Source organism: Cyanobium sp. T1G-Tous (assembly GCF_024345455.1).
Classification (GTDB): domain Bacteria; phylum Cyanobacteriota; class Cyanobacteriia; order PCC-6307; family Cyanobiaceae; genus Cyanobium_A.
In genome coordinates, this window is record NZ_JAGQBD010000008.1 from 25,133 (window position 1) to 46,626 (window position 21,494).

A 21,494-nucleotide genomic window follows, 5' to 3' on the forward strand; every position below is an offset into this window, starting at 1 on the left:
ATATGTCACTCTCCGATAATTTCATCAAGCGGCCTGTTCTTACGACCGTTTGCAGCATCCTGATCGTGCTGATGGGAATCATTGCGATCCCCAGTCTGCCAATTGAAAACCTGCCGAATATTGCGCCACCGCTTATTCAGGTGACGTCCAATTACGGCGGGGCTAATTCCATAGTTACTGAACAGGCAGTTACCAACCCGCTCGAGCAGCAGATCAATGGCGTGCCGGGTGCTGCCTACATCTCGTCAACTAGTTCAAACACCGGTCAGAGCATCATTCAGGTTTATTTTGACGAAGGCACTGATATCAACATCGACCAGGTAAACGTTCAAAACCGCGTTTCCCTGGCCATGCCCCAGTTGCCCCAACAGGTCTCGGCAACTGGGGTGTCGGTGATGCAGAGCACACCCTCGATTCTGCTTGCCTATCAGGTCACGTCTAGCCAGGGTCAATTTGATGCTTCCTATATCAATGGCTTGATTTATGAGCAGCTCTACTACCAGCTTGAGCGGGTCCCCGGAGTAGCTCAAGTCAATCTGCTGGGAGGTAGTAACCCCGCCTTCTGGCTGTTTGTTGATCCAAGCAAGCTCATTGCCAACCAGCTGACTGCCGACCAAATCGTCAGTGCGGTTAAGAGTCAAAATAGCATCGCTATTGGTGGCCTGATTGGTGGTCCGCCAGCAGGAGGAGATCAGCTGTTCGCATACCCGATCCTGGTGTCCGACAACGGCAACTTGATGTCGGTAGATCAGCTTAACGACCTGATAGTTGGTAAGTCACCCCAGGGTAATTTGCTGCGACTCCGCGATGTGGGCCAGGCTACCTATGGGTTTAATACCTTTGCTCAGCAGGCGGTGAGTTTCGACGGGTTTCCGTCTATCACCGTTGCGGTGTTCCAAACCCCTGAGAGCAACGCTCTGGATGTATCAGAAGCTGTGGTGGCAGTGATGGATCAATTTACCCAGGCAGCTCCACCGGGGATCGCGGTTAAGCAGATTTACAATATTGGTCAGTTTATTGAGTCTGCGGTTGAGGGTGTAACCGACGCCCTTGGCCTGGCAATTGTGCTGGTACTTGTGATTCTGTTTCTGTTTCTGCAGAATTGGCGAGCCACTGTGGTGCCTAGCCTGGCGATCCCGATCTCACTCATTGGTACTTTCGCCTTCATCAATGCTTTTGGCTTTTCCATAAACCAGCTCACCTTGCTGGGCTTGGTGCTTGCCACTGGCTTGGTGGTGGATGACGCCATCGTGGTAATCGAGGCAGTTTCTAAAAATCTTGAGAGTGGCATGAGTCCACGCAAGGCGGCAATGGCCTGTATGGGTGAGCTAACTGGTGCTCTGATCGCTACATCGCTCGTGCTGATGGCGGTATTTGTGCCAGTAGCTTTTTACCCGGGTGGTATTGGCATCATCTACAAGCAATTCGCCCTCACGATCGCCTTTTCGATCGCCATCTCCACCTTCAATGCCCTGACCTTCTCGCCAATGATGTCGGCCCTGATCCTCAAGTCGGAGCAGCCTCCAAAGCCCAAGGGTTGGGGTTGGACCATCGGTGGTGTGGTGGTGGGCCTGGCCTTGGGGCGCTTCAGCGCCGCATCCTTTGGTGTCGGTGCTTACGTGTTCGGGGTGGTGCTGTTCGGTATCGCCGGCAGCAGGCTTGGCCTAATTTTTGAGCGTTTCAACAGCTTTTTTGCCTGGCTGCAGGGCCGTTATGCCCGTCTGCTGGAGGTATTGATCCGCAAGCGCAAGTTAGTCTTCGCCGGTCTGGCAGGCGGCATCGTGCTGACCGCTCTTGCCTTCTCCGCCCTGCCTTCGGCGTTCATTCCGGAGGAAGATCAGGGATATGGGGTGGGGATTTTCCAGCTACAGAATGGTGCCTCCCTCAGTCTTACCCAGCAGACCGGTCTCGAGATCGCCAAGGTGCTCAAGGAGGAGCCTGATATCACGGCAGCTTCGGTGGTTAGCGGCTACGGCTTCAACGGCTCCAGCCCAGACCAGGGTGTTTTCTTCTTCGGCCTCAAGCCATTGGAGGAGCGCAGCGGAGCTGATCAGAAAGCTCCGGCAATTGTGGAGCGACTCAATGCCAAGCTTTCCAAGATTAGTAGTGGTCTAGTAGTCGCAGCCCAGCCGCCGGCGATTCCTGGTTTTTCGGCCCAGGGTGGCTTCTACTTTCAGTTCAATGACTTAAGTAATGGCGCATACAGCTTTAACCAACTCGACGCATTAGCCCAAAAGCTTGTAGCTGCTGGAACTGCATCCGATCAGTTTTCAAGCCTTTATACCCAGTTCATCCCCAGCGCCCCAGCCTTTGGGCTCAAGATCGATCGCTCGATCATGGGTGCACTGAACATCGACTTTCAGCAGGCAATGCAGACAATTGCCGTGCTCGCAGGTGGCAACTACTCAGGCTTGACCTACGAAAATGGCCAGGTGCGCAATATCTACGTGCAGTCAGAGGCATCCGGCCGTAGCACACTTGAGGATGTGCTCAGTTACTACGTGCGCAATCGCGACAACAAACTAGTGCAGGTCAGTGAGTTTGCCTCGTCGGACCTCACCAGTGCACCTCCGGTGATTAGCCACTACAACCTTTACCGCACTATTTTGGTACAGGGCGCTGAGGCCGTTGGCAAGAGCTCTGGTCAGGCATTGACGGCTATTCAGCAGATATTTAAGCGGCTCGATTTCAATAATATTGGTTATGCATTCACTGGTCTGGCCTCGCTGCAGCTTTCTGCTGGTAACGCAAGCGTGTTGGTATTTGGTCTGGGCATCCTGATCGTTTATCTGGTGCTTTCGGCCCAGTACGAGAGCTATGTCACGCCCGTGATCATTCTGATGACGGTGCCTCTGGCCATGCTGGGTGCCCTGGTGTTCCTGGCCTTGCGCTCGATCGATCTCAACATCTATGCCCAGGTGGGGCTAGTGACCCTGATCGGTCTGGCGGCCAAGAACGGCATCTTGATTGTGGAGGTGGCCGAACAGCATTTGGAGGAGGGCATGGGCGTCGTCGAGGCGGCTATGGCCGCTGCTGAATCCCGAATGCGGCCGATCCTGATGACGGCCATTGCCTCGTTGGCTGGCTTCCTGCCCTTGGTGGTGGCCACCACGGCCGGTGCCAACAGCCAGCAGTCATTGGGCACGGTGATCTTCGGCGGTCTGCTGGTGGCCACGGTGCTGTCGCTCGGAGTGGTGCCACCTTTTTATGTGCTGATTAAGCAGCTGGAGGCGCGTTGGTTTGGTGAGGGCGGTGGAGGAGCTGAATCCAGAAGCGTTGCTGTTCCTACCATTTCCGGTCCGAATTGATGGCTGCAAATCCTCGTCAGTCAAGGCCTTGGGGATTTGGCCTATTCACGAGGATTGTCTATGTGCATCAGGCTGTTTGTTTAGCATTCTTTGTGGCCGGGTTGCGGCTGCTTCCATCCCAAGGCATCGATGAGCTGGTCCTCCCGCATCTGATGGGAATTGCATTTTCGCTTACGGTTCTGGTCGCCATGTTTGTTGTTACGAGCAAGAAGTCACTGAGGGCTCTTTCCTGGCTTCGAGTGATCTTGTGGCTTGGGGTTGTCAAGATCTTGATCGTTCAATTATGGCTGCTGGCTCAAGGTGAAATAGAATTGATTTCCTACATCCGCGCCATGTTGATCAATGAGCTTGTCGCGATTTCTCTGGCTGTTTACTGGTCGAGGTCTGCCCACTCCAGCTATCTGGCTTCCCTCCGGCTTTCGGCTGGTTCTGCTGCAGATTGATTGGGATCGAATCACGCAGATGCTTGAGATGGTCAGCTGCACATAGTTGAGTTGAAATTAGTTGTGCGGTGCAACGCCAAGCCGGGTGAGGCCGAAATAGATCTTGATTTAGAATCAATCTGCTTTTATTCTTTCAGATTGTACGCTCAAGATCATCATTCTCTGGACAAGAAAAATTAATTGAGCGGTGCTCCAGCCGGCCATTAGCACCCCGTTGACAGCTTCTCCCATGCTGAGTAATTGCCAGCATTTGGCTAGCGTGATATCTCCGTATCCAACTGTTGTGAATGTGATGCCTGAGAAATACAAGCTTGCTTCCAGTCCGTGAATAGCGCCGACGTGGCGATAGACCCATGCCCAGAGGATAATTTCCAGGAACAACGTGGCTGCAGTCATGAGTGCGCCAATGGCAATCAACAAGTGGCGCCCTCCGCCGCTTGTTGAGCACCAGGCGCTCAGACGTTTTGAGTGAACCAGGTCCGCTTGTAAGGATGTCACCAATGTATGGATGAGCGTTGTGGCAATGAACATCCCCAGCACGATGCCCGGGAGGCTGCCGATTTCAGGGCAGCGCGATAGCTGAGGCGTTGTTGGATAGTTGCTTAAGAGCACCCCAGCCGCAGCTGCTCCGGCCAGTAGAGCGCTCACATGGGGACTCAGCATTAGAGAAATGCTTACCACGCCAATCCAAACTAGTTTCGCTTGTTTGTAACGCTTAGGAGCGGTGTGAATCGGTTGTCTGGGCAACTGGAACCACGGCTCCAGACTAGTTAGCGCTTTGATGGATTCCGGTTTGCGAATCAACGGCTTTACGCGCTCAATCCAGTCCTTTCGGCTCTCCGATTGCATCTACGTTTCCAGATGCGGGCATGGGTCGAACTGGAGCACGATCACATGATCAGACGACGCGCCCCAGCTGGTTTACGCGGGCAGCCGTTTTCGGAGGTAAAGCAGGAGACGCCTGCTTGATTCAGGTGATAACCGTTGGCTGCTCCATGCAGGTGCGGCTGCGAATCTCGGCGAGTTGATCGATGGCTGTGATCAGCTCGCCCAGGGCGATTTGGGGATCCTGGCTGAGGTTGCCGCTGGGCGGCACATAGCTCTCTAGATACACCCGTAGGGTTGCCCCCTGGGTGCCAGTGCCTGAAAGGCGCAACACCACCCGGCTGCCGTCATCGAGCAGCAGTCGCAGCCCCTGGCCGGTTGTGAGGGAGCCATCCACCGGGTCGGTGTAGGCGAAGTCGTCGGCGGTGGCGACGCTACGGCCGGCGAAGGCCTGGCCCACCAACGCGGGCTGCATGGTCTTGACCCGCGCGTAGAGGGCGTGGGCGGCTTCGGAGGGGATCGCCTCATAGTCGTGGCGGGAGTAGTAGTGCCGGCCGAAACGGCTCCAGTGCTCGGCCATGATCCTGCTCACCGGCTCCCGCTTCCTGGCCAGGATCTGCAGCCAGAACAGCACGGCCCAGAGGCCGTCCTTCTCGCGGATGTGGTTGGAACCCGTGCCGAAACTCTCCTCACCGCACAGGGTAATCCGACCGGCATCAAGCAGGTTGCCAAAGAATTTCCAGCCCGTCGGCGTTTCGAAGCAGGCCAGGCCGAGCTCCTTGGCTACCACATCGGCGGCGGCGCTGGTGGGCATCGAGCGAGCCACACCGGCTAGGCCATCGGCGTAGCCCGGGGCCAAGGTGGCGTTGGCGGTGAGTACCGCCAGGCTGTCGCTAGGGTTCACGAAGCAGCGCGCTCCCAGAACCATGTTGCGGTCGCCGTCGCCATCGCAGGCGGCACCGAATTTGTAGGCATCGCTGCCCATCAGCAGCTCGGCCAGGTCGTGGGCGTAGGTGAGGTTGGGATCGGGGTGGCCGCCGCCAAAATCTTCCAGGGGTATGCCGTTGCGCACCGTGCCCGCGGGAGCGCCAAGCAATTCTTCGAGGATGCGGCTGGCGTAGGGGCCGGTCACTGCGTGCATGGCGTCGAAGGCCATCGGGAAGTCGCCCCGCAGCAGATCGCCGATCTGGTCGAAGTCGAACAGGCGCTGCATCAGCGCCACGTAGTCGTCGACGCCATCGATAACCTCAACCTGCAGATCGCCGATGCTGCTGCGGCCAGGGGCCGAGAGGTCGGGATCGCTGCCGCCTGCGCAGATCCGATAGCCGCCTAGTTCCAAGGTGGCGGCGTAAATCGCGTCGGTGATCGATTCCGGGGTGGGGCCGCCGTTGGCGCCGTTGATTTTGACGCCGAAATCGCCATCGGGGCCGCCGGGGTTGTGGCTGGCCGAGAGGATCACCCCGCCCACGGCGCCGTGTTGGCGGATCAGGTGGGAAGCGGCCGGAGTGGAGAGGATGCCGCCGGTGGTGGTAATCAGCCGGGCCACGCCATGGGCGGCGGCCATGCGGGCGATCACGCTGATGGCTGCGCGGTTGCCGTAGCGACCGTCACCTCCCACCACCAAGGTGCCGCCGGCCACGCCTGGCAGCACCTGCAGGCTCGCTTCGATGAAGCTCTCCAGGTAGTGGGGAGTCTGGAATTGGCGGCTGCTTTTGCGTAGGCCTGAGGTGCCGGGCTTCTGGTCGGTGAAAGGCTGGGCCAGGGAAATCTGCCGAATGCTCACGGGATTACTGCTGGTCATCGGCCGAATCCACGGAGGCACTGGGGCACCAAATTAGCCTTGGCTTGTCACCCTTACAGAACTGACTAGCTTCCAAGGGAAGGCAGTTGAATAGGGAGAGGGGCATTGGCCGAAAGCAGGTTTGCCAGCGGGCACATTTGGAGAGTGGCTTGCTTGGCTGGCTTGGCACTAACGGCGAGCTCCTTGGCAGCCACAGAAGCCGGCAGGGCGGCAGTGATGGGGGGAGCCCGCGCTCTCCCTTTGGGGGAGGCAGTTCAGCGCAGTCGTTTGGCAGCTGAAGCCGTGATCCATCGCCGCGGCAAGGAAACCTGCCTGCGCGGCAAGCTCACCAATGCCTTGCTGGGCCTTTCTGCCAGCTGTGAAGTTGCCGCTCAGAAGGATGGTCTCTGTGCCCTGGCCGATCAGGCGGTGGTGCAGGTCGGCTGGTCGCTGGCGTTTATGAACAGCACTGCCCAGCAGGTGCTGGACCTGATCGAGAGCCAGGCGGCGTCAGGATCAGGAGCCCGGAATTAGGCCAAACCCGCCCTTTTTCTCCTGGGGTTTGCTGTCGGTTTTGCTCGGGGCGACCGAGCGGGTCTGCTGCTTGCAGAAGGGGATCAGGTCCTGGCCGGCTCTGTTGAGAGCCTCACGCCGCTCAAAAGTGTTGGTGGCAGCTGGTTTGGCCCGTTCGCGGATCGTCCAGATGGCGTCCTTGCAGTTGGCGCCTAGGCGGGGGTGATCCAGCAGCGGATCGGCCATGGTGCGTGCCTTGCCGCAGGCTTCAATCGTGTTGTCTCTGCCGCAGTCGAAGGTGTGGAGCTGGAGCTCGCGCAACAGTTCCATGGAGGGGTAGGGCGGGTCCTTGGGTGCTGCCTGTAGAGGGGCAGCCAACAGGGCGATCAGGCCAAGGGCAAGTGCTGGATCAATCCGAGGCGCGGCCATGGTTCCACCGGGGTGGCCCCCATCATGGCGGTCCTGGCAGCGGGGCTAGTCCCTGGCGCAGCGATTGTTGCTGCTGGCTCCAGTGGGCAGCGATTGCCGGGCCCACCAGGGGGGCGGCGATCGCCAGAGCCCCCCGCAACCAACCCTGCTGCCGCAACTGCTCTCCCCGGGCGGCTTCGGCGGCCTGCAGGGTTTGCATATCTGTGATTTCGGGCCGCCGCTCCGCCTCAATTTGGACGGCCACCCCGTCAAGGGCAGCGCCGCTGCAGCCACTGCTGAGCAGCGGCAACAACCGCCTGGCGGCTACCCAGGCATCACGCAGGGCCATGTTGATGCCCTGGGCGCGCACGGGTCCCATCGGGTGGGCCGCATCGCCAAGCAGCAGCAGGCCCGGTTGGCACCAGCGCTCCGCTAGTCCCACCTGCACCGTCAGCCGGCTGGGCGGGCCCAATCCGCCGCTCCACTCCCGTAGCCAGGCCGCCAGCTGCGGCGGACTCAAGGCTGCCATCCGCTCGATCCAGCCTTCTCTACTGAGCTCGGGTGTGGCTTGAGACTTGCCCATAACCCAGCCCAGCTGCAAGCCGCCGCTGGCGCTTTCGAAAGCGCTGAAAACCCCCTCGGGACCCACCAGGGTGGTGAAGGAGCCAGCCAAGGGCGAGGCCGCGGGACTGGCCAGTTGAAACCAGAGCAAGTCGATCGGGCTGGGGCTGCTCTGCAGCGTTAGCCCTGCCTTCTGGCGCACCAGGGAGCCCCGGCCATCGCAGCCGACGACAAGGTCGGCAGGCAGCTGACGGCCATCGCGCAGTTGCACCCCCGCCACCCGCTCCTGCTGCCAGAGCAGGTCGACCACCGGTTGCCCGCGCTCAATCGCAAAGGAGGGGTAGGTGCCGGCAAGTTTCAGCAGGGCCTCCAGCAGGGCCGGCTGGCTCACCAGGGTGCAGGGTCGGCTGGGATCGCCGCCGAGAGGCTCGCTGGCGGTGAATAGCTCCTGGCCATTCACCACGAAGCGCCATCCCACCAGGGGCCGGTGGGGCAGGCCTGGAATCAGCTCGAGTAGCCCCATGGCCGCCAGGGCCTCTAGCCCTGAGGGCATCAGCGCTTCGCCGCGGAATTGACGCTCCAGGCTGGTGCCGGCCTCAACCAGGGTTACGGCCACACCGCCACGGGCTAGCAGTAGGGCCAAGCTGGCGCCAGCCGGTCCGGCACCCACTACCACCACCTTGGGGCGGTGGTTCAAGGGGCTACTCAAACGAAGGAGTTGTAGTTGCGAGTGCCGCCGCTAACCGGGTCGACATGGCCCATCAACTGACTTTTCTTGCTAAGCAAATACTCCACGAGCTCCTGCTGCACGGCCAGCAGTTCGTTGGTGCAGCCGCGGAATGCGGCCCGGTGGCGGATTTCATCGTGCCGGGTGTGGAGGTCGCGCAGCATCAGCTGGATGGCATCCAGGGTGGCTGAGGTGTTGCGGGAGGCCGGCTGGTGATCCATGGCCGCGAGATAAGGAAGACGTTCAGCGTAGGGGGCGTTCCCGAAGATCAGCAGTCACCAAACAAGGTGCTGGACACCTGATGGAATGTTTCAAAGGTGTCCTGGTTGTCCAGCCCGCTAACCGCTAGGGAAACTGTCTGCTGCTGCGGATTGCATTCAACCGCCAGGCTCACTGCCCTGGCGCCATGGTCGGCGTGGAAAGCGGCGCTCTGGCCGTCAACGGCATAGAGGGTTTCGGGGGCGTGGGTAAAACCGAGCTGGTTGGCCAGCACGCTGATCCCCGCTATTGACTCGCTGAGGCTGCCCTCGCTGCGAATGGCCGTGGTGTAGACCACCGGCGCGGCTGGGGTTGAGTCTTCTGCGGGCAGGATTAAGGAGCCGGCTAGGGATTTGATCAGGCTTCCGGTTTTGCCCAAGCCGCCGCTTTTTGGCATGGTCTTACTCCTCTCGCCAGAGTGGTTGCTGTGCGCTGAGCGTAGGGGTTGATCACCAGATGTGGTGTTTGGTGCTTGTACGGGCACCATTGGTGTGGCCTGAATTACGGCGGCCAGTCCTGGTCAGCTGCGCTGCACCCCGCTGCCGCAACGCACCTGCTGCCGTTCCTGTTTGCGCTGCAGCCGGGGGGTGATGCCGAGCTCGGCCCCCTTCCAGAGCCGGTTCATTTCAGTGGTGAAGTGTTCGGCCAGCTGGGGGGAGTCGAGCACCAGCAGGGTTTCGTCGTTTTGATGAGCTGCGCTGGGGCTCCAGTTGAAAGAGCCGGTGACCACGGTGCGGTGGTCGATCACAGCCAGTTTGTGGTGGAGTTTGTCGCCGCTGGCCAGGCGTGGTGTGCCCACACTCTCCAGGGGGCGCTGCCAGGGGCGGTTCGCCGCCTCCAGGCCGCAGCGGTGGTCGGGCAGCTTGGTGCCGAGAAGATCGAGCACTTCACTGAAGGCTCGGTTGGCGAAGCCGGGATCGGCCAGTAGGCGGATGTTGACGCCCTGCTGCTGCAGGTTCTCCATCGCATTAACCAGTCCCTGATCCGAGAACACGAACAGGGCCAGATCGAGTTGCTTGCGGCTGCCTGCGAGCAGCTTCTCCAACATCAGCAGGCCCTGGTGGGGATCGCTGCGGCGGTGGGGGGCGAACAGCACCGTCACCGGCGTTGACTCCACCAGCAGCTGTTGGGGAGCTCCGCCGCCCTTGCCCAGTCCAAAGCGGCTGTCGGGCTGGCCGCCGGGGCCGTCGCCCCACATCCGCTCAAACTCGGCCACAAAGGTGTTAGCCAGCTCACGGCTGCGCAGACGCAGCAGGTGGTTGACGTTGCCGCGGCTACGGTCTGCACCCGGATCGCCGTGGATGCAGGAGGGGGTGAAATTGGCTGAGCCGGTCACCACCACGGCCCTGTCCACCACCATGAACTTGTGGTGCATCAGGCCACTGCCAGCGCTCCCATCGGCGGTGTCATCGATCAGGGGCACGCCGGCCCGCTGCAGAATCGCCACAGCATCCCCCCAACCGAGGGCCTTGAGCTGCTCATGGCGGGTGCGCTGGTGTGGAGCCAGATCGGCCGGATGCTCTTCGCTCCAGGGGCTGCTGTAGGTGTTTTCCAGCACCACCTTCACCGTCAGCCCCTCGCGGTACTTAGCCGCCAGCGCTTCGGCCAGCTTCGGCAGAGACAGCTCCTGCACCGCTATCAGGATTTCCCGCCGCGCCGACTGAATACTGGCCAGAACGAAAGCCTCGAGATCGTCGCCCTGACGCCATTGACCGTTGATCGGGCTGCGGTAGCGGCTGGTTTCGGCGTGGTTGAAGGCCAGCTCAATCCCCTTGGGCAGGGGCTTGGGCCGGGCTGACTGGCCCAGTAGCTGGGCGTCAGCGCTGCAGCCAGCTAGAGCCAAGGCCACAAGGCTTGCCCAGGCGAAGGGGTGGCGCGGCAAAAGGTTGGCCATGGCAGTCCTGGGCGGTTGAACCCAGGGTTCCCACATCGGATCAAGCCCAGGCTTTATCTAGTGGTGGCCGGGCATCTCGGCGGTGCGCAGCATCACCACAAACCAAGCAGTACCAATCAACACCGCGCTAAGCATGGCGGCTGGCAGGCCGAAGCGCACCAACACAACCGGCACAATCAGCGGAAAGGCCAGGGCTCCCGCCATCGGCGTGAGGGCTACGGCAGAGCGCTTCAGTGCCAAGGATAGATTTAGAACCATTCGCTTACGGCCTTTTCGGCTGGGTTGCTGTTGTCCTCAGGGGTGGAGCGGCTGAATTCCAGGGTGATGTTGCGCTTCTGCTCGCCATCGGCGGCGACCGCTTCGATCGGATACAGCTGCTGACCATCGCGGAAGGGCACTTGCACTCGGAAGGTGCCATCGGCGGAAAGGGGCACCTCCTCACCGCCAATGGTGAGGCGGGCAGCGGGATCGGTGGCACCGTACACAATCAGCTCAGCATCAGCCACAAGCCAGAACGAGCGTTGACGGGAAGCGACCCCGCCGATGCCGGAGGCGTTGCGGCCACTGGCCCAGATGCCGGCACCAGAGGTGTTCAGTTCACTGGTGTCTAGGCCGGCTGCCTCAAGCTCATGGAAAGCCTCAGAACCCCTGCCAAGACGGCGCCAGCGGGCTGTAGCTGTTTGATAAAGGCGTTCGTGCAGCCCTGCATCGGCTGGCTCCACCGGCGTCGGCAGGATGGCTGGAGCCGTGTCCAGCGAAAAGGGCACGAACTGATCGAGTATTTGCTCGCTGGGGTGCTGGGCTGGTACCCGTGCCACTGAAGAGAAGGCCAGGGATATCCAGCCGCCGCTGCCTTTGCGGTAGCCGAGTTCCACCCGGTAATCCCGATCGCACAGGGGCACGGGCAAATACCACTCGGTGGCATGGCTGTCGACCACCACTTCCTGCAGGGTGTGGGGGTGAGCCGAGCCGCCGGGCAGGCCAGTTACGTCGGCTACTCGCAGGCAAAGCTGGGAGGCGCCAGCTGCGAGGGCTGAGGCCAGATCGCTTTCGGAGATATCCCAGAACACGTAGGCCCACTGGGGATCGCGGGGCAGAAATACAACACTGGTATTTGCTGAGCTGGGGCGGGGAGCTGGGGGTAGCTCTGCTTCGATTGCCTTAAGGCTGATAGGAGTGTCCTCCTCATCCTGGCGAACATTGATGGCCGCCAGGAGTTCATCCTTGGACTTACGGCTGTACAGGCTCACCCCAAGGTCGCTGGCGACCTGGCGCAGCTGACGCAAAGTCATGCGTGCCAATGCGGTAAGTGCCTGGGTCACAGCGACAGATTTCTTTTGGGATCAGTGTGGATGAGTTTCTCCTGGCTCGGGTAGCTCGATCTGGAGCCGTCAGTAGATGCTGACGGCCTGGGTGCTGATGGCCCATAAAAAAGGGCGGCCTTTTGACCGCCCGTGGTTTTAGTTGGAGACTGGCTTCAGCGGCCGATGCTGCGGTAAGGAACCTTGGACAGATAGTCCATGCTGACGCTGCCGGATGCACCGCCTTGGCTGCGCATGGCAGGCAGATTGCGCACCCAGGGGAGGTAGTCCTCGGGGAAGCCGCCACGGCGCTGACGGGAGCGAGCGGGGATTGTTTTGGCGGTGCCTGTGTACACAACCTGGGGGAAGCCCAAGATGCCGCGGTAGTAGGCCTCGTACCGCGGAGTGGTGATGTTGAAGGGGGTTTCGCCCAGATCCCGGGAGCCCACCACGCGGTTGCGGTGGAAGGGAACGGTGTCGTAGCCGAAGGCATCCAGGTATTCCTGGCCGTTGAGGATGTCGTCAACCATGCCCTTGACCCCGCGGGTCATCAGCACGGCCGCCCAGGCGATCTCCTCAGACCGGCCGTGGGTGGGACGACCCAGAAGCTTTTCCACTAAGTGGCGCACCACTCGGTAGTTGCTGTTCAGGTTGTAGAAGCTGCGTGTGAAGGTGTCTGAGAGACACAGGGAGCGAATGAAATCCCGCACACTCATTTGGCCGTCTCGCAGCTGGCTCTCCAGTGTCAAGTTGCGGTCGACCTTGAAGGCATAAAAGAAAATCTGTCGATAACACGACTCAATGACCAGATTTAGGTCTTTGGGATCCATTGCCCTGTCCATGGACATGGCTTTGGGGTCCTCATCCGAACCTACCCGTAGCGGGTCAACCCGCGAGTTTTGGGTAGTGGGCGCGTATTTCAGGAGGGGCAGGGCCACACAACTTCATCATCCGTCGTTGTGGATCGTAGAAGTGCAGCCGCGGCCGGCTTCGGCTGGCCGAGACAGGGCTCACAGTCCGTAACGTTCGTCACCATCCCAGGGGAGACAGGGGCTGCTCGGAAACGGGCTCTTGGGCTGGGGTTTTGGCCCCAGGCTGCGGGCTGTCTAGCAGCCGTGTCTCCACGCAGAAGGACGCCGTATTGGAGAGGCCCTCCACCGTGCTGGTGCGCAGACGCACATTGGGGCCGGCAAAGCTGAATCGCTCCAGGCTGGCCATGGTTTCGTAGCCGGTGGTGAGCAGTAGCCCATCGCGCTCGTCCATGGCGAAATGGCCTGCCACGGGGGCGGTTTCGGCGTAGCCACGGTCGCGCAGCAGCAGGCCGGATCGGCCGAGCTCATCGGTGGGGATCAAGCCGAAAACGCTTTCCCCTTCGTGGGCTTCTCCGGCCTTATCCCACGCCATTGAGGCGTTCCAGGTCACCCGGCAGCCCCCAACGAGGCCGGCGGGATCTTCGCCGTGGAGCTCGGCGATGGCGATTAGGCGGGGATCGGCTGCCGCGATCTCCACCACCTCAATGAAGGAGCCTCCCGCCTCAGCTCGCCGGTGCAGCAGGTGATGGCTGCTGCGCTGGGAGCGCCAGCGACCGCAGCTAAGGCGGAAAAAGCTGAGGGCGTCGGCGATCGACTCGGATTGGATTTCGCTCACTGGCGTGATGTGGCTATGAATGTGGCTGTGGCGATGATCGCAAGCCGCGATGAGGTCGCCCAGCTCTAGGGCCAATGGTGCCCGGCCCAGGCTGGTGGCCAGTTGCTGCAGCTGCCTGCCCGCTGCTTCTAACTGCTCCACCAGGACTGCCTGGAAGCAGGGGGCGTCGGTGAGCGCGGGCTGCTGGCTGGCCCAGGCGCAAATCGCGTCATGGCCTGGGAGTGCCCCCGCGGGCTGGTGAGTTGCAACCGCCTGCAGGCTGCGCAGGCTATGGGCCAGAAGGCGCAGGTGGTGCCGCTCCAAGGCAGGCAGGAGGGTGGCCTCCAGCTCCGCCAGTTCCGCTGCTGAAAGCGGACTTTGGGCTTGGGGTGGCGGGGCTTCAGTCGTCACGGCAGGGCGTCAGGCGAAAGCCGCAAGAGTGACCCTTCTCCAGGCGCCATTGCACCCGATCCACCTGGCAGTCGGGAAAGGTGTGGCGAATTAGCTGCAGCTCTTGGTCGCAGATGCAAGGAAATTGCTCGGCGATGCGCATCACGGAACAGTGAAATTCACTGAGCATCCAGGCTTGAGGGTCGCCGGCATCTTGAGAACATTCCGCCAGATAGCCCTCCTGCCGGCGTAGATCCACCAGTTGCTCCAGCCGCTCTTGAAGCGAGCCGGCGCCGATGCGGTGGCGGTAGGCGTCAGCTTGCTGAATGGCTTGTTGCTCTAGGAGTCCGTGCAGGGTTTCCGGTGGCAGGTTGCCAGCCAGAGATTGCAGCAGGCCGAGGGCGAAATGGTCGCTGCCATCGGGAAATTGCCCTTGGCCTTTGGCGGTAAGGCGCCAGTGATTACTGGGCCTGCCCGGACCCTCCGCCGCTGGACTGGCCTCGACCAGACCATCATCTTCCAAGCCACGCAGATGGCGACGCACAACCTGCACCGACATCGCCAGATGAGCGGCTAGGGCGCTAGCGGTGGCCTCTCCATGCCTAACCAGCAAGGTGAGGACCGTATCCCGAGTGGATGCCGGATCGGCGTGCTGGGGAATGATTTGGGGAATGGCGCTCACGGCAAAGGCCGGTTGAGACAACGATGCCACGACTGGCGGGAGGTTGGGGATTGGGCCCCGCTCCCGGCCATGGTGTCTTAGGCTCAACCACTATCGAAACAACTTGGTTTCGTAATGGTCTGCCGGCAAATCCACTTGCTGGTTGCCGATGGCGTCACATTTCGAGGCGCTGATTGACTACTGCCTTCTGATCACCTTCCCTTTCGAGCCATGTCCGACACTCCGGCCAGTTCGACCGCTGAGAGCCCCGCAGGGAGTTCGCCGGCGCATTCCGACAGCTTGGAGGTGATTCGAAAGTTTGCCGAAACCTACGCGCAGCGCACTGGTACTTATTTTTGTAGTGATCCTGGTGTGACCGCGGTTGTGCTTGCTGGCCTGGCCAAGCACAAAGATGAGCTTGGTGGTGCCCTATGCCCCTGCCGCCATTACGAGGACAAGCAGGCCGAGGTTTCCCAAGCCTTTTGGAACTGCCCTTGCGTGCCCATGCGGGAGCGTAAAGAGTGCCACTGCATGCTGTTTCTCACCGAGGACAATGCTTTCCGCGGTGACCAGCAGACAATTTCCTTAGACGAAGTTAAAGCCCTTACTGCCAGCTGATTCGGTTTACCTCGATGAGTACTGCAACCGTTGGCGATCTAGTTTCACAGCCGTATAAGCACGGTTTCGTCACTGATATTGAAACTGAAAAGATCGCCAAGGGTCTGAGTGAAGACGTTGTGCGTCTGATCTCTTCGAAGAAAAATGAGCCTGAGTTTTTATTGGCTTTTCGGCTACGGGCCTACCGCCAATGGCTGCAGATGCAGTCGCCAGATTGGGCCGCACTGGGGTACCCGCAGATTGATTATCAAAACATCATCTACTACGCAGCTCCTAAGCAGCAGGAGAAAAAAGCCAGCCTTGATGAGGTCGATCCCAAGCTGCTGGAAACATTTGAAAAGCTTGGCATCCCCCTGAGCGAGCAGAAGCGCCTATCGAATGTGGCGGTTGACGCCGTTTTTGACAGTGTCTCAATCGCCACCACCTATCGCGAAAAGCTGGCTGAGCACGGCGTTGTTTTTTGCTCTATCAGTGAGGCTGTAAAGGAGTATCCAGGTTTGGTAGAGAAATATCTTGGCACAGTTGTTCCCAGTAATGACAACTATTTTGCGGCCCTGAATTCTGCGGTTTTCAGCGACGGTTCTTTTGTTTTTATTCCCAAGGGTGTGGCATGCCCAATGGAGCTGTCAACATATTTCCGGATCAATTCCGCTGATACGGGCCAGTTTGAGCGTACTTTGATAATTGCCGAAGAGGGTGCTTCGGTTAGTTATTTAGAGGGTTGCACGGCCCCGATGTTTGATACCAATCAACTCCATGCGGCCGTTGTAGAGTTGGTGGTGCTAGATGACGCTTCTATTAAATATTCAACGGTTCAGAACTGGTACGCCGGTGACGAGCATGGCGTAGGTGGAATATATAACTTCGTGACAAAGCGCGGTCAGTGCCGAGGTGACCGCAGCCGCATTAGTTGGACTCAGGTGGAAACTGGATCGGCAATTACCTGGAAGTATCCCAGCTGTGTATTGCAGGGTGCTGATTCGGTGGGCGAGTTCTATTCGGTTGCCCTTACTAATAACTATCAGCAGGCCGATACTGGCACCAAGATGATTCACGTTGGCCCGAGGACCCGTTCAACCATTGTCAGTAAGGGCATTAGCGCTGGTCATTCTTCTAATAGCTATCGAGGCCTTGTTCAGATAGGCCCTAAAGCGGTAGGCGCTAAGAATTACAGTCAGTGCGATTCGATGTTAATTGGCGATCAAGCTGGCGCCAATACCTATCCTTATATCCGCTCTCAGCAACCAGATGCTGCAGTGGAGCATGAGGCAAGCACTTGCCGCATCTCTGCAGATCAACTCTTTTACCTGCAAAGCCGGGGCATTGGTTTTGAAGAGGCGGTTTCGATGATGGTCAGTGGTTTTTGCCGTGATGTGTTTAATCAATTGCCCATGGAATTTGCTGCTGAGGCAGACAAATTGCTTGCCCTCAAGCTCGAGGGATCCGTCGGCTGAGCCGCGCCGATCTGTTCTATCTGTCCGTTCCCCCTTTCCCGCCTTTCCTTACCTGCTGTGATTCGCCCAGACGCCTCGGTACTGCTCGAAATTTGTGACCTGCACGCACGGGTTGAGGAGCAGCCAATCCTTAAAGGGGTGAACCTCACTATCCGAGCTGGTGAAATCCACGCAGTGATGGGGCGTAATGGCAGCGGCAAAAGCACACTTTCCAAAGTGTTGGCCGGCCATCCCGCCTACACGGTCACAGCCGGTTCGGTTTCATATATGGGTGCAGATCTACTTGAGCTAGCGCCAGAACAGCGTTCCCGCTTGGGCTTGTTTCTGGGATTTCAATACCCGGTGGAGATCCCGGGGGTTAGCAACCTTGAATTCCTACGGGTGTCCACTAACGCGCGCCGCGCTCAAAGGGGTGAGGAGGAGCTGGACACCTTTGCTTTCGAAGACCTCGTGCGTGAGCGCCTCAAAGTGGTGCAGATGGATCCGGCCTTTTTAGATCGCAGTGTCAACGAAGGCTTCTCCGGTGGCGAGAAAAAGCGCAACGAGATCTTGCAGATGGCGCTACTTGAGCCGTTGGTGGCGATCCTCGATGAAACCGATTCAGGCCTTGATATCGATGCCCTACGCATCGTGGCCGATGGGGTCAATCAACTCGCTGGCCTGGAAAATGCCACCTTGCTTATTACCCACTACCAACGCCTGCTGGATCTGATCACCCCCGATTACGTCCATGTGATGGCGGCTGGCCGGATCCTGCGCACCGGTGGCAAGGAGCTGGCCTTGGAGCTTGAGCGCGCTGGTTACGAATGGGTGGATCAGGAGCTGGCCAGCCTGGGCCGGGAACCTGCGGAGGTGCTGTGATGGCAGCTGCGGTTATGCCAAATACTGCTGATTGGCTCACTCACCTTGCTGGCGTGCCCCTGCCGGGCCGAAGTCAGGAGGAGTGGCGATTCACAGGCCTGGCTGCCCTAGAGGCCTTGGCGCCCGAACTCTGGAGTGGTGTCGATCCATTCGCCCAACTCAGCTTGCCCGCTGGCATTAGCCGCATCGGAGCCGATGAGGTGCAGGGGTTGCAGCAACAGGTGCTTGAGGCCACAGGCGGTAGCGATGCTTGGTCGGTGCGGCTAAACCAAGGAGCTTCACCCCGCTGTCTGGCTTTGCGGGTGGCTGGATCGGCTGATCCGTTGCAATTGCATTTTGACGCCGGTGCGGCGCCGGGTCTGCTGGCACTGCAGCTGGTGCTCGTGCTTGAGGAGGGCGCCAGCTTGGAGCTGCTTATTCGGCACGGCTCCAGTGGATTCAATGCCACCAGCTTGGTAGCAGTGGCCCAGCTGGGCCGCGGTGCCCAGCTCAATATGGGGCTGCTGGCGCCTGGTGATGCCTGCGCCAGCGTGCTCAGCCACCTGTCGATCAGCCAGGCCCCCGCCAGTTCCCTCCAGCTCACCACCGCAGTTGGGGGTTGGGCCCTAAGCCGCCTCGAGCCTTGCATCAGCCAGCTGGAGGGAGCGGCCCAGACCCGGCTGCGGGCACTGCAGCTGGTGGATGGTCAGGAGCTTGCCGACACCCACAGCCAAGTGCGTTTTGAAGGCCCCGATGGGCAGCTCGACCAGCTCCACAAGGTGGTAGCTGATGGGGCCGGACGCAGCGTTTTCAATGGGGCTGTGCGGGTGCCGCGCAGCGCCCAGCAAACCAACGCCGCCCAGCTCAGCCGCAGCCTGTTGCTCTCCGATCGGGCCCGAGTGGATACCAAGCCCGAGCTCGAAATCGTCGCGGACGATGTCAAGTGCGCCCACGGCGCCACCATTAGTCGGCTGCAGCAGAACGAGCTTTTTTATCTGCAGAGCCGGGGTATTGGCGCTGAACAAGCCTCACGGTTGCTGTTGCGGGGCTACTGCGAGGAGGTGTTGCGCGAGCTTCCCGCGGCGGCGGCGGCCCTGAATCCGCTAGAGCTGCTGCTGCGGGAGCATCCATGACCACCAGCACCACCACAACCGCTGCAGCAACTACCGCAGCAACCACTCCCGCCAGCCCGCCCAGCCTTGGGGTGGTTGCGCCAAATCTTGCTGTCCTCACCCGGCCTGATTTCCCCCTACTGGCCCAAACGGCTTGCCTGGGCCAGCCGCTGATCTACCTCGATTACGCCGCCACCAGCCAGAAGCCCCGTCAGGTACTGGCGGCCCTACAGCACTACTACGACCACGACAACGCCAACGTGCACCGTGGCGCCCACCAGCTAAGTGCTCGCGCCACAGAAGGTTTTGAGGCAGCCCGCAGCAAAACTGCCACCTTCATCGGTGCGGCCAGTGCGCGCGAGATCGTCTTTACCCGCAATGCCAGCGAGGCGATCAACTTGGTGGCTCGCAGCTGGGGGGAGGCCAACCTGGGCCCTGGTGATGAGGTGTTGCTCACAGTGATGGAGCACCACTCCAACCTGGTGCCCTGGCAGCTGCTGGCCCAGCGCACTGGCTGCGTGCTGCGCCATGCGGGGCTCACTGAGAGCGGTGAGCTGGATCTGGAGGATCTGCGCGGCCAGATCAGCGAGCGCACCAAGCTCGTGAGCCTGGTGCAGGTGAGCAACACCCTCGGCTGCCTCAATCCGATTGAGCAGGTGGTGGAGCAGGCCCACGCCGCAGGCGCTCTGGTGCTCGTGGACGCCTGCCAGAGCCTGCCCCACCTGGTGGTGAATGTGGCCAGGCTGGGCAGCGATTTCCTGGTGGGCAGCTCCCATAAGCTCTGCGGCCCCACCGGCATGGGCTTTCTTTGGGCCCGCGAGGCGTTGCTTGAGGCGATGCCGCCCTTCCTGGGCGGCGGCGAGATGATTCAGGACGTTTATCTCGATCACAGCAGCTGGGCCGAGTTGCCCCACAAATTTGAGGCGGGAACCCCGGCCATCGGCGAGGCGATCGGCATGGGCGCTGCTCTCGACTACCTCAGTGCCATTGGTCTCGAGCGCATCCACGCCTGGGAGCAGCTGCTCACCCGTCAGCTGTTTGCGCGTCTCCAGGCGATCGAGGGGGTACGCATCTTGGGTCCCACCCCTGAGCAGCAACCAGATCGCGGTGCCCTGGCAGCCTTCACGGTGGATGGCCTGCACGCCAACGACATCGCCGCCCTGCTTGATTCAGCCGGCATCTGCATCCGCAGCGGCCACCATTGCACCCAGCCCCTGCACCGCCTCTACGGCCTCCCCGGCTCAGCCAGAGCCAGCCTGGGCTTCACAACCACCCCGGAAGAGATCGACCGCTTCGCTGAGGAACTGGAGGGCACGATCGCCTTCCTGCGCGAGCACAGCTAGTTTGCTGGCAATTCGCCCAGGGCAGTGGCGGCCGCCAGTTCACCGGCTTCGATTGCCCCCTCGAAATAGCCCGGCCATCTCGGGGAAACCTCGCTGCCCGCCCAGATCACCCGGCCGTGATTGGCAGCTGCTAGCCGGGCTGGGCCCGTCCAGGTGCCAGGGATCACGAAGCTGGTAAAGGCGCCGCCGCTCCAGGGCTCCTTGTTCCAGTTGTGCTCCACCAGCTCAAGCGGCTTGGCCGCTTCCGGCCCCCAGTAGGCCACTAGGTCGTCAATGACCAGCTGCCGCCTCTGCAGAGCGGGCATGGCGCCAAGCCTTAAGGCGCGCTCGCCAGCGATGAAGCCGGCCAACACGGCCGGCTGGCCTTCCGGAGGTCCGCTGTCGGCGGTGAGCTCCAGGAACGGCAGATCGCCGCTCCCTAGGCCGTTGAGGCCCTGCTCGCGCCAGAAGGGCCGGGCATAGATGGCCAGAACTTTGATCATTGCTCCCATAGGTGAGCGCTGCAGCAGGGCGCTAAGGGCTGCGGGCAGGGCCGGCTCGAAGCGGATCGCCAGCCGCAGCGGTGGCGGGATGGCCACGATGGCGCTGGCGGCGTGATGCTGCTCCCCGCTGCTGTCCACCAGGCAAACGCCGTGGCTGTCTTGAACGATGGCCTGCACGGGCCGGTTCAGCCGCAGGCAGCCGGGCGCTTGGGCCTCCAGGGTGGAGGCGAGCCGCTGGGCTACGGCTCCTGCTCCGCCGCGCACCAGCCAGGCTTCCGGGCTCTCCGTCTGGGGGGCCACGGCCTGGGTCCAGGCCAGGTGCAGGATCGAAGCCTCCCAGGGTTCAAAGCCGCCGGAGCCGCCCACGCGGCAGAGCCACTCGAGGGGCAGGCGGGCCAGGGGGATGGTGGTGTGTCGCTCGGCCCACTGCGCCACCGTGAGGCGGTCGAGCTGCTCGGCATTGGGCGTGCGCCAGGGCTGGTGAGGATCCACCTGGGCCACCAGGGTGCTGAATTCCCGCTGCAGGTCCTCAAAGGCTTCCAGCTCCGCTGCAGTCAGGCCGAGGCTCTCAGGTTTGAAGAAGAGATGGCTTGACGCAAAGTCTTTTGCCAGGGGCGCTTCCACCCTGCTGCCGCGCCAGTGGAAGACGCCGCGGTCGCCGTAGTGGCTGGCAAAGCGCTCGAGTGCCAGCTCATCCAGCAGGGCCGCGAAGCGGTGGTGGCTGGCGCCGCCCCACTGGCCGCCCAGGTCAATGACGCTGCCATTGGCGCTGGTGCTGCTCAGCATGCGCCCGCCCACCCGGCTCCGGGCTTCCAGCACCCGCACCGCGCGGCCGGCGCTTTGCAGCCGGCGGGCAGCGACCAGGCCCGAGAGCCCGGCACCCACGATCAGCACATCCACTTTCTTAGTCATGGCTTGATCGGCTGGGGGCGTTGCGCTCAGATTGGCAA

The 21,494-nt window shown here is 61.0% G+C and carries 21 protein-coding genes; 8 read left to right on the forward strand and 13 right to left on the reverse strand.

Annotated elements, in window-relative coordinates:
• The first annotated feature begins 2 nt into the window (after positions 1 to 2).
• Together KBY75_RS06430 and KBY75_RS06435 are read left to right on the forward strand one after the other, a co-directional pair.
• Positions 3 to 3,308, forward strand: coding sequence for an efflux RND transporter permease subunit (locus KBY75_RS06430; RefSeq protein ID WP_255023383.1), 3,306 nt, complete (start codon positions 3 to 5; stop codon positions 3,306 to 3,308).
• Positions 3,308 to 3,751, forward strand: a complete 444-nt coding sequence (locus KBY75_RS06435; RefSeq protein WP_255023384.1) for a hypothetical protein — start codon at positions 3,308 to 3,310, stop codon at positions 3,749 to 3,751. The genes KBY75_RS06430 and KBY75_RS06435 overlap by 1 nt, the downstream gene beginning before the upstream one ends.
• 114 nt (positions 3,752 to 3,865) lie before the next feature.
• Here KBY75_RS06435 and KBY75_RS06440 read toward each other — a convergent pair whose 3' ends face one another.
• Both KBY75_RS06440 and KBY75_RS06445 read right to left on the reverse strand, forming a co-directional pair.
• Complete coding sequence (locus KBY75_RS06440; RefSeq protein ID WP_255023385.1) at positions 3,866 to 4,600, reverse strand: ion channel; 735 nt, start codon at positions 4,598 to 4,600, stop codon at positions 3,866 to 3,868.
• A 121-nt stretch (positions 4,601 to 4,721) separates the two neighbouring features.
• Positions 4,722 to 6,377: an alpha-D-glucose phosphate-specific phosphoglucomutase gene (locus tag KBY75_RS06445; protein ID WP_255023386.1), complete on the reverse strand. Its 1,656-nt coding sequence runs from the start codon at positions 6,375 to 6,377 to the stop codon at positions 4,722 to 4,724.
• Between the two features lie 162 nt (positions 6,378 to 6,539).
• On the opposite strand from KBY75_RS06445, the gene KBY75_RS06450 reads away from it, so the two are divergent.
• Positions 6,540 to 6,890, forward strand: coding sequence for a hypothetical protein (locus KBY75_RS06450; protein WP_254937729.1), 351 nt, complete (start codon positions 6,540 to 6,542; stop codon positions 6,888 to 6,890).
• Here the strand turns inward: KBY75_RS06450 and KBY75_RS06455 are convergent.
• From KBY75_RS06455 to sufR, 10 genes are all read right to left on the reverse strand, one after another.
• On the reverse strand, positions 6,873 to 7,298 hold the full coding sequence (locus tag KBY75_RS06455) for a hypothetical protein (RefSeq protein ID WP_255023387.1): 426 nt from the start codon (positions 7,296 to 7,298) through the stop codon (positions 6,873 to 6,875). The genes KBY75_RS06450 and KBY75_RS06455 overlap by 18 nt on opposite strands.
• 22 nt (positions 7,299 to 7,320) lie before the next feature.
• Positions 7,321 to 8,535, reverse strand: coding sequence for an FAD-dependent monooxygenase (locus KBY75_RS06460; protein ID WP_255023388.1), 1,215 nt, complete (start codon positions 8,533 to 8,535; stop codon positions 7,321 to 7,323).
• An 8-nt stretch (positions 8,536 to 8,543) separates the two neighbouring features.
• Positions 8,544 to 8,786, reverse strand: coding sequence for a hypothetical protein (locus KBY75_RS06465; protein ID WP_254929606.1), 243 nt, complete (start codon positions 8,784 to 8,786; stop codon positions 8,544 to 8,546).
• Between the two features lie 47 nt (positions 8,787 to 8,833).
• On the reverse strand, positions 8,834 to 9,220 hold the full coding sequence (locus tag KBY75_RS06470) for a hypothetical protein (RefSeq protein WP_254937726.1): 387 nt from the start codon (positions 9,218 to 9,220) through the stop codon (positions 8,834 to 8,836).
• Between the two features lie 123 nt (positions 9,221 to 9,343).
• Entirely contained in the window at positions 9,344 to 10,717 is a 1,374-nt protein-coding gene (locus tag KBY75_RS06475) for a phosphatidylserine/phosphatidylglycerophosphate/cardiolipin synthase family protein (RefSeq protein WP_255023389.1), read from the reverse strand.
• Between the two features lie 57 nt (positions 10,718 to 10,774).
• Entirely contained in the window at positions 10,775 to 10,957 is a 183-nt protein-coding gene (locus KBY75_RS06480; protein WP_254937765.1) for a hypothetical protein, read from the reverse strand.
• 8 nt (positions 10,958 to 10,965) lie between these two features.
• Positions 10,966 to 12,009, reverse strand: a complete 1,044-nt coding sequence (locus KBY75_RS06485) for a DUF4912 domain-containing protein (RefSeq protein ID WP_255023390.1) — start codon at positions 12,007 to 12,009, stop codon at positions 10,966 to 10,968.
• A 185-nt stretch (positions 12,010 to 12,194) separates the two neighbouring features.
• A complete protein-coding gene (locus tag KBY75_RS06490; protein ID WP_254942735.1) occupies positions 12,195 to 12,956 on the reverse strand; it encodes a phycobilisome rod-core linker polypeptide in 762 nt (253 codons plus the stop codon).
• Positions 12,957 to 13,047: 91 nt separating this feature from the next.
• Positions 13,048 to 13,656, reverse strand: a complete 609-nt coding sequence (locus tag KBY75_RS06495; protein ID WP_255023424.1) for a phycobiliprotein lyase — start codon at positions 13,654 to 13,656, stop codon at positions 13,048 to 13,050.
• A 388-nt stretch (positions 13,657 to 14,044) separates the two neighbouring features.
• Entirely contained in the window at positions 14,045 to 14,695 is a 651-nt protein-coding gene (gene sufR / locus KBY75_RS06500) for an iron-sulfur cluster biosynthesis transcriptional regulator SufR (protein ID WP_255023425.1), read from the reverse strand.
• 231 nt (positions 14,696 to 14,926) lie between these two features.
• Here sufR and KBY75_RS06505 point away from each other — a divergent pair, with 231 nt between their 5' ends.
• The 5 genes from KBY75_RS06505 to KBY75_RS06525 are packed head-to-tail and all read left to right on the forward strand — an operon-like array spanning position 14,927 to position 20,062.
• Positions 14,927 to 15,313 carry a ferredoxin-thioredoxin reductase catalytic domain-containing protein gene (locus KBY75_RS06505; RefSeq protein ID WP_254937721.1) on the forward strand — a complete coding sequence of 129 codons (387 nt, stop codon included), beginning with the start codon at positions 14,927 to 14,929 and terminating at the stop codon, positions 15,311 to 15,313.
• A 14-nt stretch (positions 15,314 to 15,327) separates the two neighbouring features.
• Positions 15,328 to 16,767, forward strand: coding sequence for a Fe-S cluster assembly protein SufB (gene sufB, locus KBY75_RS06510; protein ID WP_254937720.1), 1,440 nt, complete (start codon positions 15,328 to 15,330; stop codon positions 16,765 to 16,767).
• Between the two features lie 57 nt (positions 16,768 to 16,824).
• Entirely contained in the window at positions 16,825 to 17,628 is an 804-nt protein-coding gene (gene sufC / locus KBY75_RS06515) for a Fe-S cluster assembly ATPase SufC (RefSeq protein WP_255023391.1), read from the forward strand.
• Positions 17,628 to 18,740 carry a SufD family Fe-S cluster assembly protein gene (locus KBY75_RS06520; protein ID WP_255023392.1) on the forward strand — a complete coding sequence of 371 codons (1,113 nt, stop codon included), beginning with the start codon at positions 17,628 to 17,630 and terminating at the stop codon, positions 18,738 to 18,740. The genes sufC and KBY75_RS06520 overlap by 1 nt, the downstream gene beginning before the upstream one ends.
• Positions 18,737 to 20,062 carry a SufS family cysteine desulfurase gene (locus tag KBY75_RS06525; protein ID WP_255023393.1) on the forward strand — a complete coding sequence of 442 codons (1,326 nt, stop codon included), beginning with the start codon at positions 18,737 to 18,739 and terminating at the stop codon, positions 20,060 to 20,062. Before KBY75_RS06520 ends, KBY75_RS06525 begins: the two co-directional genes overlap by 4 nt.
• Here the strand turns inward: KBY75_RS06525 and KBY75_RS06530 are convergent.
• Positions 20,059 to 21,456, reverse strand: a complete 1,398-nt coding sequence (locus KBY75_RS06530) for an FAD-dependent oxidoreductase (protein ID WP_255023394.1) — start codon at positions 21,454 to 21,456, stop codon at positions 20,059 to 20,061. The two genes, KBY75_RS06525 and KBY75_RS06530, sit on opposite strands and share 4 nt — an antisense overlap.
• Between the last annotated feature and the right edge of the window lie 38 nt (positions 21,457 to 21,494).